Below are 14,828 nucleotides of genomic sequence, written 5' to 3' on the forward strand. Positions count from 1 at the left end.
CACCGGAGTATGCCATGCCCCGCCTCGCCTTGTACCGCCCCTTTTCCCTGCTGATGGCGCTGGTGTTGACCATCGTCGCCAGCGTACATGCCGAAGCTACCCTGCAAGCCGGTACCAGTGACCTCAACAAAGCCGGGCAGTTGCGCATGCTGTCGCAGCGCGTCGCCAAGCTGGCTCTGCAACAGCGCCTCAATATCCTGCCAGACCGTACCCGGCTGGAAATGGCGCAGAGCATCAGCCAGTTCGACAGCCTGCTGGCCGACCTGAACCGCCTGAATACCCTGCCCCGCCTGGTGCGCCCGCTCGCCGGGGTCAGCCGCCGCTGGAGCGAGCTGAAGCCGCAGCTCGGTCTGGCCGACCCGGATACCCTGCACGTGTTCAGCGAAGACCTGACGCTGGCCATCTCGCAAATCACCAATATCCTGGAAGACGAAACCGGCACCCAGAGTGGCCGCCTGGTCGATCTGGCGCAGCGCCAGACCATGCTGTCGCAACGCATGGCCAAGCTCTACCTGTTGAACCAGCTGGGGCGCAATACGTCGGTGGACTTGCAGATCACCCGCTCAGAATTTCTCACCGCCTTGAACGAACTCAACGGCGCGCAGCAAAATACCCAGCGCATCCGCGGCCAGCTGGAACTGGCCAAGGGGCAATGGTTCTTCTACGAGAAGGCCATTGCCGTGCCGCGCAGCACGGACCTCTCCCGGCTGGAAAACGTTGCCACCACGTCCGAGCGCATCAGCCAGGTGATGCAGGAAATCGTTGGCGATTACCGCAAGCTGTACTAAGCCCCGCACCCGTACCGACCGGCAGCGTTCCCCCGCTGCCGGTTTGGCGTTATCATCGCGGGCATGACCGCGCTGTTCGATTCTGAGGGCTGGTACCGGCCCGCCACACACCACCCGTCGCCCAATTGCAATGATCGTCCGGATGGCGAGCTGCCATCGCTGATCGTGCTGCACAACATCAGCTTGCCGCCCAACCAGTATGGTGGCCCGGGCATCCTGCAGCTGTTCAGTAACCAGCTGAACCCGGATGAGCACCCCTACTACGCCACCATCCATACCCTGCGGGTGTCCGCGCATTTCCTGATCCGCCGTGATGGTCAGTTGCTGCAATTCGTGCCGGTCCTCAAACGCGCCTGGCATGCCGGTGCCTCCCTCTGGCGAGGGCGGGAGCAATGCAATGATTTTTCAGTGGGCATTGAGCTGGAAGGCTGCGATACCGAAGCCTTTACCCCACAGCAATATCAGCAGCTGAATCACCTGCTGGCGGCCCTGCAACAGCAATGGCCCAGCCTGCAGGCCGTGACCGGCCATAGTGACATCGCGCCAGGCCGAAAAACCGACCCCGGCCCCTGCTTTGACTGGCAGCAACTGAACATGCCGCATCAGGCCGCACAATGAGCAGCGTAGACACCGTGGATCAAGACCTGCATCAGCTGACACGCCGCTTTGGCGGTGTCGGTCGGCTCTATGGACAGGCCGCACAGCAGGCCTTTGCCAGCGCCCACATTGCCATCATCGGTATTGGCGGGGTGGGTAGCTGGGTGGCGGAGGCACTGGCGCGTAGCGGCGTCGGCCAGCTGACGCTGATCGACCTCGATAACGTGGCCATCTCCAATACCAACCGGCAGGTTCACGCGCTGGAGGGCAGCTTCGGCCAAGCCAAGGTGGATGCCATGGCGGCACGCATTCACGCCATTCACCCGGCTTGCCGGGTGCACGCGTTGGAAGACTTCTTGAGTCCGGACAATCTGGCCGCGCTGCTGCTGGATGGCCCCGGTGGGCGCCCCCAGCTGGTGATCGACGCCATGGACCAGGTGCGCACCAAGGCGGCGCTGGTGGCCTGGTGCCGACAGCAGCGCTTGCCCTTGCTGGTATCAGGCGGTGCCGGTGGGAAACAGGATCCGGCACTGATCACCCACGGCGATCTGGCCGACACCCGGCAAGATCCGCTGCTGGCCAAACTGCGTACCCTGCTGCGGCGTGAGCACGGCTATGCCAAAGGGGGTGCTGGCCGCATGGGCGTGATGTGTGTCTACTCCACCGAACCGCTGCAGCAGGCCACTGAATGTGAGGTGGATGGGAGCGCAGGGCTCAATTGTGCAGGCTATGGTTCCGCTGTGGTGGTGACGGCCACAGTTGGCCTGCGGCTGGCTGCGCTGGCCCTGCAACGCCTGCAGGGCAAACGCTAAGAACCTGTTCATGGTTCTGCTGCACGACTGCGATTCGACGTTGAAAACCACTTCGGAATGCTCATGTACACCCAGTAAACGCCGCTTCCTCAGTCGTCTTCGCCTTGTCTCACCCTCGCTCGCGAGACCATAAACAGCTTCTAAGGCTCAGCTTGCGGCCGGGGTCACCCCGGCCTGATAGCGGGTGGGGTCGGCCACGCCAGCCGCCACAAAGCCCGCATGGCGAATGCGGCAGCTGTCGCACACGCCGCAGGCTGCGCCCGCCGTATCTGCCTGATAGCACGATACGGTGAGGCTGTAATCCACCCCCAGCGCCACACCTTGCCGGATGATGTCGGATTTCGGCAGATCAATCAGCGGGGTCAGCAGCTGGAGGCGCTCACCTTCCACCCCGGTCTTGGTCGCCAGATTGGCCATCGTCTCATAGGCGGCGATGTATTCCGGACGGCAATCCGGGTAGCCGGAGTAGTCCACCGCATTGACCCCGATACCGATGGCCCCGGCGTACAGCACTTCCGCCCACGCCAGCGCGACCGACAGCAAAACGGTATTGCGTGCCGGTACATAGGTCACCGGAATGCCGCTGCTGCCCTCGGTCGGCACGGCGATGCTGGTGTCGGTCAAGGCCGAACCGCCGAACAGGGAGAGGTCCAGCTTGACGACCCGGTGATCCGCCGCACCCAGTGCGCGCGCAACCTTGGCCGCCGCGTCCAGCTCGGCGCGGTGGCGCTGGCCGTAATCAAAACTGAGCGCATACACCTCAAAGCCTTGCGCTTTGACCATCGCCAGCACTGTGGCGGAATCCAGCCCGCCCGACAATAACACCACCGCTTTACGGTTCATCCTGCATCCTTTCCAGACGAGACGCACTCAAACGCCCGGCTTCTCGCCCCATAAAATCTTGTGCAATTGCACCTGCATGCGCACCGGCAAGCCATCACGCACAATCCAGCCCGCCAGGTCGGTGGGCGACACACCCTGCCAGACCGGCGAGAACAGCACCGGGCAACGCTCAGCCAGCTGATGCTGCTCCACCTGCTGCCGCGCCCACTGGTAGTCAGCTTCGCTGGTCAGCACAAATTTCAGTTCATCCTGCGCTGTCAGCAGGGGCAGGTTATCCCAGCAGTTTTTGTCCACTTCGCCGGAGCCTGGCGTTTTCAGATCGACAATGCGCGACACGCGCGGGTCGACCTCACCAATCGGCATGGCACCACTGGTTTCCAGCGACACCGAGTAACCGGCATCACACAGTGTGGTGAGCAACGGCAGGCAGTTGCGCTGCGCCAGCGGCTCACCGCCCGTCACACACACGGTACGGGTCGGGTGCTTGGCCACCTCGTCCAGAATACGGTCAAAATGCCAGGTTTCGCCACCGTAGAAGGCGTACTCGCTGTCGCAATAGCCGCAACGCAATGGGCAGCCCGTCAAACGGATAAAGACCGTGGGCAGGCCTACCCGGCTGGATTCCCCTTGCAGGGAGAAGAAAATTTCGGTCAGCCGTACGGAATCCGGACGCGCCATAGTGCACCTCTTGCCACGGCGGCATCCCCTTGCCACTCGCAGCCCCAAAAGACAACGGCAGACCACCTCGTGGTCTGCCGGGGAAACAAATTATCGCAAAAACAGGCGCTTGGGAAAAGCCCCACCCGCCAAGCGGACTCAGTCTGGCCCTTACTTCAGACCGGTCAGCCGTTTCTTGCCCTGCTCGGCGGCACTGCTGAGCGGGTACTTGGCCACCAGGGTTTCCAGCGTACGCCGTGCCGCTGCCGTATCCCCCATCTCCTGCTGGGCAGTCGCCATGTTCAGCATGGCATCCGGCACCTTGCCACTGTCAGGCCAAGTGCTGATCAGCTTTTGCTGCTCTGCCACCGCACGCTTGTAATCACGCTGCGCCGAGTAGGCATTGCCAATCCAGTACTGCGCATTGGGGGCCAGCTTGCTGCCGGGATAGTTCCTCAGGAAAGCGGAGAACAGATTGATTGAGCCCGGATAATCCCCGACACGGAATTTGGCAAAACCCGCATCATAGGCTGCATTTTCCTGAGCAGGGTCCGCACTCACCGTCACCGGTTGCGGCGCTGTCGTTGCCGCGGGCGTGGTGGTAACGGGGGCAACCCCGCCCTGCTCCAGCTTGCGCAAGCGGGTATCGGTATCCAGATACAGGTCCTTCTGCCGCTTTTCACCCTCCGCCAGCAGATGGGCTTGCTCTTCCAGCTTGCCGCTCAGCTTGGCCACTTCGCTGTTCAGCTGTTCAATGCGCGCCGCCAGCTCCAGCAGCTTCTGGTTATTCAGCAAGCTCTCCAGCTTGGCGACGCGGTCGCTCAACTGCTGGATCACCACCTTCTGTTCGGCAATCTGCTTGCGGGCCTCATCATCGTCAAACAGACCCGCCTGGCCAGGCAATGCCCATGCCAGCAGCAACAGGCCCGGCAGCACACGCCGGGCATAGCTTGGCCATGCAATCATGGTTTACTGTCCTTGGTAGACGAAGTCTGCACGGCGATTCTGGCCGTAGCATTCTTCGGTTTTTTCTTCACAACGCGGCTTTTCTTCACCCAGACTGACGGCCTCAACGCGGCTGCCATCTGCGCCCAGCAGTTCCAGCGCTTCCTTCACCGCATTGGCCCGCTTCTGCCCCAATGACAGGTTGTACTCCCGGCTGCCACGCTCATCGGCATTGCCTTGCACCAGCAGCTTGAGCACGCCATTTTTCTTCAGAAAGGCAGCATGTGCCTCAATCAGCTCCTTGAATTCGTCCTTGACCGAATACTGGTCATAGTCGAAGAACACGCTGCCAGCGGGTGCGCCCATCTTGTCGCCGTTCTGGTTGTCCAGGTTCACCTGGGCCATCTTGCCATCATCCACTTTGCCGGTAGTGTCCGATGCGTTGCCATTGCGGTTTTCCACCGGGGCACCGCCATTGGACGGCGCATTGCTGCTGGAACACGCCACCAGCAAGCTGGCCAGCAAGACACTGCCTGCGAATTTCATGATCTGCATTACGTTGCTCCTGTCAGTTCGGGCAAGCTGCTGCCCGGGGTCTGGGCGTCATCCTTAGCGGATGTACGGCCCCCATGCCGGTTCACGTACATCCCCAGCCAGTTCGGTCAACTTCATTTTGACGCGGCCATCAATCGACACCGCCGCCAGTACACCTCGCCCCCCCTGCTGGGTGGCGTAGAGAATCATCTTGCTGTTGGGCGCAAAGGTGGGTGACTCATCATGCCCGGTATCGCTCAGCAGCAGGGTCTGCCGTGTGGCCAGATCCATCAGCGCCACCCGGAACCGCCCGCCGCTATTCTGGATGAAGGTCATGCTTTTGCCGTCCGGGCTGATATCGGGCGATACATTGTAGCCGCCTTCAAACGTCACCCGCCCTACCCCGCTGCCATCCGCCCCCATGCGGTAAATCTGCGGGCTACCGCCCCGGTCGGAGGTGAAATAGATGCTGCCATCCGGCGCATAGGTCGGCTCAGTATCAATGCCGTTGCTGCGGCTCAGCCGCCTAGCCTCACCGCCTTGCACCGGCACACTGTAGACCTGCGACAGGCCGGACTGGGTCAAGACCACCGCCAGCGTACTGCCGTCCGGCGACCACGCCGGGGCGCTGTTGCTGCCCTTGAAGTTGGCCACCGCCGTCTGATTACCGGTGGAGAGCGACTGTACGTACACCACCGGCTTCTTGGCCTGGAAAGACACATAGGCAATGCGGCTGCCATCCGCCGACCAGCTGGGCGAAATGATCGGTTCACTGCTGGACACCACCGATTGCGGGTTGTAGCCATCGGCATCCGCCACCTGCAAGTGGTAGCGCTTGCCTTGCCGCAGCACATAGGCGATGCGGGTGGAGAATACGCCACGGTCGCCGGTCAGCTTTTCGTAGATATTGTCAGCAATGCGGTGCGCCATGTTGCGCAGCCGGTTACTGCCCTGGCTCAGCGCCAGACCCGACAGCTGCTCGCGGCGTGCCACATCCACCAGCCGGTACTTGATGGTGACGCTGCCATTGGCCTGCGGTTCAACCACCCCGATCGCCAGCGCCTGCACGCCCAGCCGGGACAGCTCATCAAACGACACCTGGCCCAGCTCGGTCGGTGGTACCGCCGGGTTGTAATCCACCACCTTGAACAGGCCACTGCGCTGCAGATCGGCCTTGATCACCGGGGTGACCAGCTGTACATAGGTCGATTCCTGCGCGAACGGCGCGATGGCAACCGGAATCTGGCTGGCGCCCCCGCCCACCACTTCAAAATCCAGCGCCTGGGCCGTGTTGAATGACAACAGCAGCCCCAGCCCCATCAAACCAGCGTGCGCCCAACGGGCAAGGGTACGAATCATGTGCGCCTTTCCTGTGTGCTCGCCTGTTCTACTCAGGCCAGCGGAAGGTGATGGTCTGGGTTTTGCCAATCAGCTCGTTACGCAAACTGTCCGGCGGCGCCTCAAACCGGTTTTGCAATTTTAGGGCGGTTTCCACCGCCTTGTCATACTCGTCGTTACCGCTCGACTGTACCAGCCGAATCGCCACCACATCCAGGCTCGGTAGCAGCCGGAATTCAAAGCGTGCCGCCAGCTTGGGCCAGTCATCCTTGCGCACGATGCGCTGTTTGATCAACTGTTCCATCCGCCCCAAGTAGGCATCGCGGTCACGCTTCAGGCCCGCGGCTTGCGCCGCAGCCTGATCGGCCCGCGCTTTGGCCTCCGCTTCAGCCTTGGCCCGCTCCTTGGCCTCGGCTTCAGCCTGCCGTTGCGCCTCGTCCACCATCTGCTGATGCTGACGATCCGGTTTCTGTGGTTTCTCCGGCTTGGGCTGTGCCGGTTTCTCCACGGGCTTCTCCACCGGCTTGCGCGGTTTGGGCTCGCTGGCCGCCTGCTCCGGTTTGGGCAGGTTCACCTGCGCTCGCGGTTTCGGAGTGGGCGTCTGTGCCTGCGGCTCCGGCGCCTCCACCGGTTTGGGCTCAGGCTTGGGGGTCGGTTTGACCTCCGCCGGCACCGGCTTGCTGCTCGGCGGCGGAGGCGGCGGTAAACCACGCCACAACTGCGCTTCCACCACCTTGGGCGGCGGCGACTTCCAGTCCACCCCCAGCCACAGCACCACCAGCAGTACGGCGTGCACCAACACGGCCAGCAACAGCCCGCTAGGGCGCAGCCCGGCCTGACTCATTGGCTGGCCTTGTTCTGTACCAGCAAGCCGACCTGATCGATCCCGGCCCCTTGCAGTACGTCCATCACCTGCACCACCGATTCGTAGCGCACTTCACGATCGGCACTGATCACCACCGCAAAGCGGGCGCTGTCCGCCGGGTTGGCATCGTGCATCGCCACAACGCGCTCAACCAGGTCCCCCAGCCGCAAGGTTTCTTCTGGCTGGCCGGGTGCCCGCAAGCGGTATTGCACATCCTCACCATCTGCGATCACCTGCACCTGTACCGGCTGCGTTGCCATGGCGCTGGCGTGACTGACCGAGGGCAGCTTGACCTGTCCGGTCTGCATCATCGGTGCCGCCACCATGAACACGATCAACAGCACCAGCACCACGTCGATGAACGGGACGACGTTGATTTCACTCTTCAGCGCCCGCCGCTGACGACGACGCAGCGCCATCAGCGCGCCGCCTGCCGTTGCAGGATGTTGGAAAACTCCTCCATGAAGCTTTCCAGCTTGATCGACAGCCGATCAATATCGTGCAGGTAACGGTTGTAAGCCACCACCGCCGGGATAGCGGCGAACAGGCCAATCGCGGTGGCAATCAGCGCTTCAGCAATGCCGGGCGCAACTTGCGCCAGGGTAGCTTGCCCAACGTTGGCGAGCCCACGGAAGGCATTCATGATCCCCCACACCGTACCAAACAGGCCAATATAGGGTGATACCGAACCAGTGGTGGCCAGAAAGGCGAGGTGTGACTCCAGCCGGTCGATCTCGCGCTGGTATTCGGCACGCATGGCCCGCTGCACGCTGTCCATCATGTCACGCGGGTCCAGGCCATTGCCCGGCTTTTTCAGCTTGAGGAACTCACGGAAGCCGGCCACGAAGATACGCTCCATGCCCTGGCTTTCTTCATGCGGACTGATCTGCTGATGCAACTGGTTGAGGTCTTGTCCGCTCCAGAAATTGCGCTCGAACACATCGCTGTGCCGCACCGCCTGCCGGATGGCCACCCACTTGGAGAAAATATAAGACCAGGACAACAGTGACATCAGCAGCAACACCACCATCACCAGCTGTACCACCAGACTGGCTTCCGTCACCAGGTGGACAAAGGACAGATCGCTGGCGGCGTTCATGCTGGAATCTCCAGTGCGTGCCGAATATCGGCGGGTAACTCGACAGACTTGCCGGCCTTGATGTCGACACAGACCACATTCACCTGACCATGCACCAGCACGGTGTCACCCCGCATCACATACTGCGACACATGCACCCGGCTACGGCCAAACTCGGTCACTTCGGCGGTAATGGTGATCAAATCGTCGAGCAAGGCGGGGGCCAGGTAATCCAGCTTGACCGAGCGCACCAGAAAGCCGATCCCCAGCGTGCGCGCCAGTTTGACCGATTCGAAACCCACGCTGCGCAACCATTCGGCACGCGCCCGTTCCATGAAAGCCAGATAGTTGGCGTGGTAGACAATGCCTGCAGCATCGGTATCGGCATAGTACACACGGGCCTCCATGCGGAAGGCACCCGAATTGGGTTTAAGGTCGTGACTCATCAATCCGTTCAATCAGTCCATGGTATAAAAATGGCAAACCCCTTGGAGCAGGCCTGCCGCTGATTCGTTCCCCACTCGGTCAGCCTCACAGGACAAAGGTGTGCTCGACTCGCTCAGAACGCAGTACGTAATTGCCCCAGATCAGGCCGTACACCAGAGATTGCCAGACCAGTTTCAAACTCTCGCCTTGATCATCGAGCAGCTCCGCGGGCAGCAGGGCCTGCCCCAGGAAATGATCCATTGTGTAGAAGCAGAATGATACCGTCAGCAAAATCAGTAACACCCGCTTGAACCGGGCACGCCGCTTGAAAAAAAGTAATGTTGCCCACAGGGTCAGCGACCAGATCAGTAGGTTGATCAGCAATTCAGTCACAATCAGCGCACGTAGCCCCGTCGCGTTCGGCAACGCTCCGAGCCGCTCCCAGCCACCCTCTTGCATCACGAAGGGGGAGAACAGGCCCCATATCCCAAAGGGCAACACTGCCGCGCGAACAATCAAACCGAACCCCAGCAGATATAGCCAGCCGCCAATGCGCCATGGCCCATCGTCTGGCAGCGTTACATCTGCAACCGAAGCACTGGGTGCCTGATAAGGGTTGTGTGATTCACTCATGCCCGTTTATTCCCCTTGTGTGGAAGGCTGCGGCAAACCAAAGTGCTGGTAAGCCAGCCCGGTGGCCAATCGTCCGCGCGGCGTTCGCTGCAAATAGCCTTGCTGGATCAGGTAGGGCTCCAGCACATCCTCAATGGTATCGCGCGCCTCGCCGATGGCCGCCGCCAGGTTATCCACCCCCACCGGCCCACCGCCAAACTTCTCCAGTACCGCGCCCAGCAGCTTGCGGTCCATCACGTCCAGACCCGCCGCATCCACGTCCAGCATCCGCAGCGCATCGTCCGCCACCTCGCGGCTGACCACACCATCGGCCCGCACTTCAGCATAGTCGCGCACCCGGCGCAGCAGGCGGTTGGCAATCCGGGGGGTTCCGCGCGAGCGGCGGGCAATCTCCAGTGCGCCCTCGTCCACCATCTGCATGTTGAGCAGGCCCGCCGAGCGGGTAACGATGCGCTGTAGCTCGGCCGGGGTATAAAACTCCAGCCGAGCGACGATACCAAAGCGGTCACGCAAGGGGTTGGTCAGCATGCCCGCCCGGGTGGTGGCACCCACCAGGGTAAACGGCGGCAGGTCCAGCTTGACCGAGCGCGCAGCCGGGCCTTCCCCGATCATGATGTCGATCTGGAAATCCTCCAGCGCCGGGTAGAGGATTTCCTCCACCACCGGGCTCAGACGATGGATTTCGTCGATAAACAGCACATCGTTCGGTTCCAGATTGGTCAGCAAAGCCGCCAGATCCCCCGCCCGCTCCAGCACCGGGCCACTGGTCTGCCGCAGGCTGACGCCCATTTCGCGTGCAATGATATGCGCCAGCGTCGTCTTGCCCAGCCCCGGCGGGCCGAACAGCAGCACATGATCCAGCGCTTCGCTGCGCTTGCGGGCAGCCTCGATGAATATCGACAGCTGCCCGCGCGCCTTTTCCTGCCCGACGTATTCGTCCAGCTGCTTGGGGCGCAGCGCCCGCTCAAGCGCCTCCTCCTGCGCGCTGCCACGGGCAGGCGAAATCAGGCGGTCTTCTGGCGCAAACGAGTCGGTTTCAATCATGGCAGGTACCGGGCAAACAATCGCAACATCTTACCACGCTGTGACAGTGTCATCCCGGCTGAGCAGCATGGCATCCCCATAGCTGAAGAAGCGGTAGCGCTCGGTGATGGCGTGCTGATACAAAGCACGCATGCGCTCATAGCCGGTAAAGGCCGACACCAGCATCAGCAGGGTGGATTTGGGTAAATGAAAGTTGGTCAACAGCAGGTCGACCAGCTGGAAGCGGTAACCCGGCGTGATGAACAGGTCCGTTTCTTGCCACCCCGCCGCCAGCACGCCGTTGCGCGCCGCCGACTCCAGCGCCCGCAGCGAGGTGGTGCCCACCGCAATCACCCGCCCCCCCTTGGCGCGGGTGGCCTCAATGGCCGCCACGGTTGCTACCGGGATGTCGTAGCGCTCACTGTGCATCTGGTGCTCGGACAAATCTTCCACCCGCACCGGCTGGAAGGTGCCTGCCCCCACATGCAGGGTCACAAAGGCTTGCCCCACGCCCATGGCTGCGAGCTCCGCCAGCAAGGCATCCGTGAAATGTAGCCCGGCAGTGGGCGCAGCTACGGCACCGTCCTGCCGGGCGTAAACCGTCTGGTAGCGCTGTTCATCGTCATCGGTCGGGGTATGCACGATATACGGCGGCAGCGGCAAGCGGCCACTTTGCGCCAACACCGCCAGCGCCGGTTCTTCTTCAAAGCGCAAATGAAAGAATTCGCCCTGCCGCCCCAGCACTGTGGCTGTCCAGCGGTCTGCCAAAATCAACTGGCTGTCTGTGGGCGGCGACTTGCTGGCCCGCACATGCGCCAGCACCTCGTACTCGGACAACACCCGCTCAACCAGCACCTCTACCTTGCCGCCCGAGCGCTTGCGCCCAAACAGGCGCGCCTTGAGTACGCGGGTATCGTTGAATACCAGCAAGTCGTTCGGCCGCAACAACTGCGGCAAGGCCTGTACCGTGCGATCCTGCACAAGCTCGCTACTGGCATCCAGCAAGCGGCTCTGCCCCCGCACCTCTGGCGGGAACTGGGCAATCAGTTCTTCGGGCAGCTGATAATCAAAATCGGACAAGCGCATACGGTTTCAGACCACAGGGGAAACTCACGAACCGCCCAGTATACGGCATGCCCGTGACAGGCAAAACCGCACCCTTTGTCCGCTTGGCAAAGCCATGGGCTTGTCTTAAGATGGACATCGCATGGGGGGGTAGCTCAGTTGGGAGAGCGTCGCGTTCGCAATGCGAAGGTCGGGAGTTCGATCCTCCTCCTCTCCACCAGCTCTTCAATAAAGTCTTGGCCAATGTCGTAATTTTTGACCCTGGTTCATTGTTCGTTGCGCGTGCGAGCTCGCCAAGCCCCCCTCGACCGTAACGGATGGTCCCGGGTGTTCCTTATCTCATGCCCATGTGGCAAAATACGCAGTCATCCTTTCAGGGCAACGGGTGACGCAGCGCCTGAGAACCCCAAGGAAGGCTTGTTGATCGTGTCGGCGCAGGCCTATTTTTACCTGGTGGCGGCCAATTTGAATCAGACCCCAACCCCAATGACCGCTTTTCTGACTGGCTGTACGGATCATGTCATCAGCCGCACGGCAGCTTTATCTTTGCAGCCTGACAATCCGCTTCATGGCCATACTGCCTTCGCTGCGCCCTTCGCCAGCTTCGAGAACGCTTGCCTTGACGTGAAGGCGTGTTGCGCCAGCACGCGGCCGCTTATGCTCTGGAAGAAGCCGGGGGCCAAATCATGACCCCGCCAATCCAAGTGCAACCCGTCATCCTGTGCGGAGGATCCGGCACACGCCTGTGGCCCCTGTCACGGGCAGGTTTCCCAAAGCAGTTTCTTTGTCTGACGGGAGCAGAAAGCCTTTTCCAGCAAGCGATCAAGCGCTTGATGGCCTTAGCCGCAGCAGAAATGCAGGTTATACCTCCCCTGGTGGTGACTGGCGAAGATCATCGTTTTCTGGCGCTGGAACAGCTGCGTGAGATAGAACAATCAGCCAGCACTGTCTTGCTGGAGCCTGTTGCCCGCAACACGGCGCCTGCATTGACACTGGCAGCACTGGCGGCAGTCGAGGATGGAAGTGACCCAATACTGGTCGTCACGCCCTCCGATCAAACCATTGCGGATGCGCATGCCTTCACCTTGGCCGTGCAGGCTGCCATACGGCAGGCCAATGATGGCGCGATCGTGATTCTGGGCGTGACGCCAGATCGCCCGGAAACCGGCTACGGTTACATCAAGACCGTGATTGCACCCTCATCCCTCCACAGCGTCGAACGTTTTGTCGAAAAGCCAGATGAAGTGACTGCCAGGCAGTACCTTGATGAAGGCACGTATTACTGGAATGCGGGCATGTTCGTGCTCAAGGCATCTGTCTGGTTGCAGGCCATAGCGCAATTCCGGCCCGACATCGCTGAGGCCTCCAAGGCCGCCTGGCGGCAGCGTAGCGCCGATGCCACCTTTGTCCGCCCCGGACCGGCAGCGTTCGCCGCCATTGCCAGTGAGTCTGTTGACTACGCGGTGATGGAGCATTGCCCTGGCAGCGCAATACCGATTCAGATGATTCCGCTCAATGCAGGCTGGAATGATCTGGGTGCTTGGGATGCGGTATGGGGGGTCCTGCCCAAGGATGCCAGTGGCAATGCCCACGTGGGTGACGTTTTGGCTACCGATTGCCGTAATACCTTGGTGCATGCCTCCGGACGTTTGGTCAGTCTGGTCGGCGTACAGGATCTGGTGGTAGTGGAAACGCCGGATGCTGTGCTGGTAGCGGACAAGTCACACAGTCAGAACGTCAAGCACATCGTCAATGCCCTGCAACAACAAAAACGGGAAGAGCAGGTACTGCATCGCAAGGTACATCGCCCCTGGGGCTGGTACGACAGCATTGATGAGGGGGGGCGTTTCAAGGTCAAGCGCATTCAGGTCAAGCCGGGGGCCAGCCTCAGCCTGCAAAAACACCACCACCGTGCTGAGCATTGGGTAGTGGTCTCCGGAACAGCAGAGGTCACCTGCGGAGACAAAACGCTGCTACTGACTGAAAATCAGTCCACTTACATTCCGCTGGGCGAAGTACATCGTCTGGCCAATCCCGGCACCATCCCGCTGGAGATCATCGAGGTGCAGTCGGGCAGTTATCTGGGCGAGGACGATATTGTTCGTTTTGCCGATCATTACGGAAGAAGCCAATGAAAACAGCATTGATTACCGGCGTTACCGGCCAGGATGGCGCCTACCTTGCGGAGTTCCTGCTGGCAAAGGGGTATGCCGTTCATGGTATCAAGCGACGCAGCTCGCTGTTCAATACTGCCCGCATCGATCATCTTTTTCATGATACCCACGAGCAGGGGTTGCCGTTCTATCTGCATCATGGAGACATGACGGATTCGTCCAGCCTCACGCACATCATTCAGAAAGTACAGCCGGACGAGATCTACAACCTTGCCGCGCAAAGTCACGTGGCGGTCTCCTTCGAGGAGCCGGAGTACACTGCAAACTCCGATGCACTGGGGGCACTGCGCATTCTTGAAGCCATCCGCATCCTCGGTTTGACCAAGAAGACCCGCTTTTATCAGGCATCCACCTCAGAGCTGTATGGCTTGGTGCAGGAGATTCCACAGAAAGAGACCACGCCCTTCTATCCGCGTAGCCCGTACGCGGTAGCCAAGCTTTATGCGTACTGGATCACCGTTAACTACCGTGAGGCTTATGGTATCTATGCCTGCAATGGCATTTTGTTCAACCATGAGTCGCCCATCCGTGGCGAAACCTTTGTCACGCGCAAGATCACCCGCGCCTTGGCGCGGATCAAGCTGGGTCTGCAAGAATGTCTCTACCTCGGCAATATGAATGCCTTGCGTGACTGGGGCCATGCCAAAGATTATGTCGAAATGCAATGGCTGATGCTGCAGCAGAATGCGCCGGAAGACTTTGTGATTGCGACCGGGGTGCAGTACAGCGTGCGTGATTTTGTGAATGCGGCCGCCAACGAACTGGGCATGTCCATTACCTGGCGCGGCGAGGGTGTGGACGAGAAAGGTTACGACGCTTCCGGCAAGTGCATTGTGGCGGTCGATCCGCGTTATTTCCGCCCGACAGAGGTGGAAACCCTTTTAGGCGACCCGAGCAAGGCCAAGTCCAAGCTGGGCTGGGTACCGAAGATCAGCTTCAATGAACTGGTGTCCGAGATGGTGCGCGAAGACTTCAAGAGCGCGCAGCGTGACGAGCTGGTCAAGACACACGGCTATGCGGCCTTTACCCCGCATGAATAAAGGTCGGTTT

The 14,828-nt window shown here is 60.9% G+C and carries 18 protein-coding genes and 1 tRNA gene; 7 read left to right on the forward strand and 12 right to left on the reverse strand.

The genetic code is table 11. The features are described from left to right. Positions 1–14 precede the first annotated feature (14 nt). The 3 genes from ACE3O2_RS04010 to ACE3O2_RS04020 all read left to right on the forward strand — a co-directional run bounded on the left by ACE3O2_RS04010 (position 15) and on the right by ACE3O2_RS04020 (position 2,197). Positions 15–788 carry a type IV pili methyl-accepting chemotaxis transducer N-terminal domain-containing protein gene (locus ACE3O2_RS04010; protein WP_374334923.1) on the forward strand — a complete coding sequence of 258 codons (774 nt, stop codon included), beginning with the start codon at positions 15–17 and terminating at the stop codon, positions 786–788. A 63-nt stretch (positions 789–851) separates the two neighbouring features. Beyond that, positions 852–1,406 carry a 1,6-anhydro-N-acetylmuramyl-L-alanine amidase AmpD gene (ampD, locus tag ACE3O2_RS04015; RefSeq protein WP_374334925.1) on the forward strand — a complete coding sequence of 185 codons (555 nt, stop codon included), beginning with the start codon at positions 852–854 and terminating at the stop codon, positions 1,404–1,406. After that, on the forward strand, positions 1,403–2,197 hold the full coding sequence (locus ACE3O2_RS04020) for a ThiF family adenylyltransferase (protein ID WP_374334927.1): 795 nt from the start codon (positions 1,403–1,405) through the stop codon (positions 2,195–2,197). Before ampD ends, ACE3O2_RS04020 begins: the two co-directional genes overlap by 4 nt. Positions 2,198–2,344: 147 nt before the next feature. On the opposite strand, the gene queC is transcribed toward ACE3O2_RS04020, so the two are convergent. The 12 genes from queC to queA all read right to left on the reverse strand — a co-directional run bounded on the left by queC (position 2,345) and on the right by queA (position 11,625). Beyond that, positions 2,345–3,040, reverse strand: coding sequence for a 7-cyano-7-deazaguanine synthase QueC (queC, locus tag ACE3O2_RS04025; RefSeq protein WP_374334930.1), 696 nt, complete (start codon positions 3,038–3,040; stop codon positions 2,345–2,347). Positions 3,041–3,067: 27 nt separating this feature from the next. Further along, positions 3,068–3,718, reverse strand: a complete 651-nt coding sequence (gene queE / locus ACE3O2_RS04030; RefSeq protein WP_374334932.1) for a 7-carboxy-7-deazaguanine synthase QueE — start codon at positions 3,716–3,718, stop codon at positions 3,068–3,070. Positions 3,719–3,868: 150 nt separating this feature from the next. Then, positions 3,869–4,663: a tol-pal system protein YbgF gene (gene ybgF, locus ACE3O2_RS04035; RefSeq protein ID WP_374334934.1), complete on the reverse strand. Its 795-nt coding sequence runs from the start codon at positions 4,661–4,663 to the stop codon at positions 3,869–3,871. A 3-nt stretch (positions 4,664–4,666) separates the two neighbouring features. Then, positions 4,667–5,197 carry a peptidoglycan-associated lipoprotein Pal gene (gene pal / locus ACE3O2_RS04040; protein WP_374334936.1) on the reverse strand — a complete coding sequence of 177 codons (531 nt, stop codon included), beginning with the start codon at positions 5,195–5,197 and terminating at the stop codon, positions 4,667–4,669. 54 nt (positions 5,198–5,251) lie between these two features. Next, positions 5,252–6,535, reverse strand: a complete 1,284-nt coding sequence (tolB, locus tag ACE3O2_RS04045) for a Tol-Pal system beta propeller repeat protein TolB (RefSeq protein WP_374334938.1) — start codon at positions 6,533–6,535, stop codon at positions 5,252–5,254. 28 nt (positions 6,536–6,563) lie between these two features. Then, positions 6,564–7,358 carry a TonB C-terminal domain-containing protein gene (locus ACE3O2_RS04050; RefSeq protein ID WP_374334940.1) on the reverse strand — a complete coding sequence of 265 codons (795 nt, stop codon included), beginning with the start codon at positions 7,356–7,358 and terminating at the stop codon, positions 6,564–6,566. Next, positions 7,355–7,798 (reverse strand): biopolymer transporter ExbD, encoded by a 444-nt coding sequence (locus tag ACE3O2_RS04055; protein WP_374334942.1) that lies wholly within the window; start codon positions 7,796–7,798, stop codon positions 7,355–7,357. Before ACE3O2_RS04055 ends, ACE3O2_RS04050 begins: the two co-directional genes overlap by 4 nt. Beyond that, positions 7,798–8,460: a protein TolQ gene (gene tolQ / locus ACE3O2_RS04060; protein WP_374335539.1), complete on the reverse strand. Its 663-nt coding sequence runs from the start codon at positions 8,458–8,460 to the stop codon at positions 7,798–7,800. Before tolQ ends, ACE3O2_RS04055 begins: the two co-directional genes overlap by 1 nt. Before the next feature lie 14 nt (positions 8,461–8,474). Then, on the reverse strand, positions 8,475–8,903 hold the full coding sequence (ybgC, locus tag ACE3O2_RS04065) for a tol-pal system-associated acyl-CoA thioesterase (protein ID WP_168876566.1): 429 nt from the start codon (positions 8,901–8,903) through the stop codon (positions 8,475–8,477). Between the two features lie 85 nt (positions 8,904–8,988). Further along, entirely contained in the window at positions 8,989–9,516 is a 528-nt protein-coding gene (locus ACE3O2_RS04070) for a DUF2569 domain-containing protein (RefSeq protein ID WP_168876567.1), read from the reverse strand. A gap of 6 nt (positions 9,517–9,522) precedes the next feature. Then, positions 9,523–10,560 (reverse strand): Holliday junction branch migration DNA helicase RuvB, encoded by a 1,038-nt coding sequence (ruvB, locus tag ACE3O2_RS04075; protein WP_374334945.1) that lies wholly within the window; start codon positions 10,558–10,560, stop codon positions 9,523–9,525. Between the two features lie 30 nt (positions 10,561–10,590). Then, complete coding sequence (queA, locus tag ACE3O2_RS04080) at positions 10,591–11,625, reverse strand: tRNA preQ1(34) S-adenosylmethionine ribosyltransferase-isomerase QueA (RefSeq protein ID WP_374334947.1); 1,035 nt, start codon at positions 11,623–11,625, stop codon at positions 10,591–10,593. Positions 11,626–11,748: 123 nt separating this feature from the next. Between queA and ACE3O2_RS04085 the strand changes: the two genes are divergently transcribed. From ACE3O2_RS04085 to gmd, 4 genes are all read left to right on the forward strand, one after another. Continuing rightward, positions 11,749–11,824, forward strand: a tRNA-Ala gene (locus ACE3O2_RS04085). Between the two features lie 197 nt (positions 11,825–12,021). Next, positions 12,022–12,294: a hypothetical protein gene (locus tag ACE3O2_RS04090; protein ID WP_374334949.1), complete on the forward strand. Its 273-nt coding sequence runs from the start codon at positions 12,022–12,024 to the stop codon at positions 12,292–12,294. Beyond that, positions 12,291–13,739, forward strand: a complete 1,449-nt coding sequence (locus ACE3O2_RS04095) for a mannose-1-phosphate guanylyltransferase/mannose-6-phosphate isomerase (RefSeq protein WP_374334951.1) — start codon at positions 12,291–12,293, stop codon at positions 13,737–13,739. The genes ACE3O2_RS04090 and ACE3O2_RS04095 overlap by 4 nt, the downstream gene beginning before the upstream one ends. Next, positions 13,736–14,818, forward strand: a complete 1,083-nt coding sequence (gmd, locus tag ACE3O2_RS04100) for a GDP-mannose 4,6-dehydratase (RefSeq protein ID WP_374334953.1) — start codon at positions 13,736–13,738, stop codon at positions 14,816–14,818. Before ACE3O2_RS04095 ends, gmd begins: the two co-directional genes overlap by 4 nt. The last annotated feature ends 10 nt before the right edge of the window (positions 14,819–14,828 follow it).

Source organism: Leeia sp. (genome assembly GCF_041909055.1).
In the GTDB taxonomy this organism is placed as follows: domain Bacteria; phylum Pseudomonadota; class Gammaproteobacteria; order Burkholderiales; family Leeiaceae; genus Leeia; species Leeia aquatica.

Excerpts from the sequence above, each read along its gene's own strand:
- ACE3O2_RS04010 (WP_374334923.1), top strand. The coding sequence starts at position 15 with ATGCCCCGCCTCGCCTTGTACCGCCCCTTTTCCCTGCTGATGGCGCTG.
- ampD (WP_374334925.1), top strand. The coding sequence starts at position 852 with ATGACCGCGCTGTTCGATTCTGAGGGCTGGTACCGGCCCGCCACACAC.
- tolB (WP_374334938.1), bottom strand. The coding sequence starts at position 6,535 with ATGATTCGTACCCTTGCCCGTTGGGCGCACGCTGGTTTGATGGGGCTG.
- ACE3O2_RS04095 (WP_374334951.1), top strand. The coding sequence starts at position 12,291 with ATGACCCCGCCAATCCAAGTGCAACCCGTCATCCTGTGCGGAGGATCC.
- ACE3O2_RS04020 (WP_374334927.1), top strand. The coding sequence starts at position 1,403 with ATGAGCAGCGTAGACACCGTGGATCAAGACCTGCATCAGCTGACACGC.
- queC (WP_374334930.1), bottom strand. The coding sequence starts at position 3,040 with ATGAACCGTAAAGCGGTGGTGTTATTGTCGGGCGGGCTGGATTCCGCC.
- ACE3O2_RS04055 (WP_374334942.1), bottom strand. The coding sequence starts at position 7,798 with ATGGCGCTGCGTCGTCGTCAGCGGCGGGCGCTGAAGAGTGAAATCAAC.
- queA (WP_374334947.1), bottom strand. The coding sequence starts at position 11,625 with ATGCGCTTGTCCGATTTTGATTATCAGCTGCCCGAAGAACTGATTGCC.
- ybgF (WP_374334934.1), bottom strand. The coding sequence starts at position 4,663 with ATGATTGCATGGCCAAGCTATGCCCGGCGTGTGCTGCCGGGCCTGTTG.
- ACE3O2_RS04050 (WP_374334940.1), bottom strand. The coding sequence starts at position 7,358 with ATGAGTCAGGCCGGGCTGCGCCCTAGCGGGCTGTTGCTGGCCGTGTTG.
- ybgC (WP_168876566.1), bottom strand. The coding sequence starts at position 8,903 with ATGAGTCACGACCTTAAACCCAATTCGGGTGCCTTCCGCATGGAGGCC.
- ruvB (WP_374334945.1), bottom strand. The coding sequence starts at position 10,560 with ATGATTGAAACCGACTCGTTTGCGCCAGAAGACCGCCTGATTTCGCCT.
- gmd (WP_374334953.1), top strand. The coding sequence starts at position 13,736 with ATGAAAACAGCATTGATTACCGGCGTTACCGGCCAGGATGGCGCCTAC.
- queE (WP_374334932.1), bottom strand. The coding sequence starts at position 3,718 with ATGGCGCGTCCGGATTCCGTACGGCTGACCGAAATTTTCTTCTCCCTG.
- pal (WP_374334936.1), bottom strand. The coding sequence starts at position 5,197 with ATGCAGATCATGAAATTCGCAGGCAGTGTCTTGCTGGCCAGCTTGCTG.
- ACE3O2_RS04070 (WP_168876567.1), bottom strand. The coding sequence starts at position 9,516 with ATGAGTGAATCACACAACCCTTATCAGGCACCCAGTGCTTCGGTTGCA.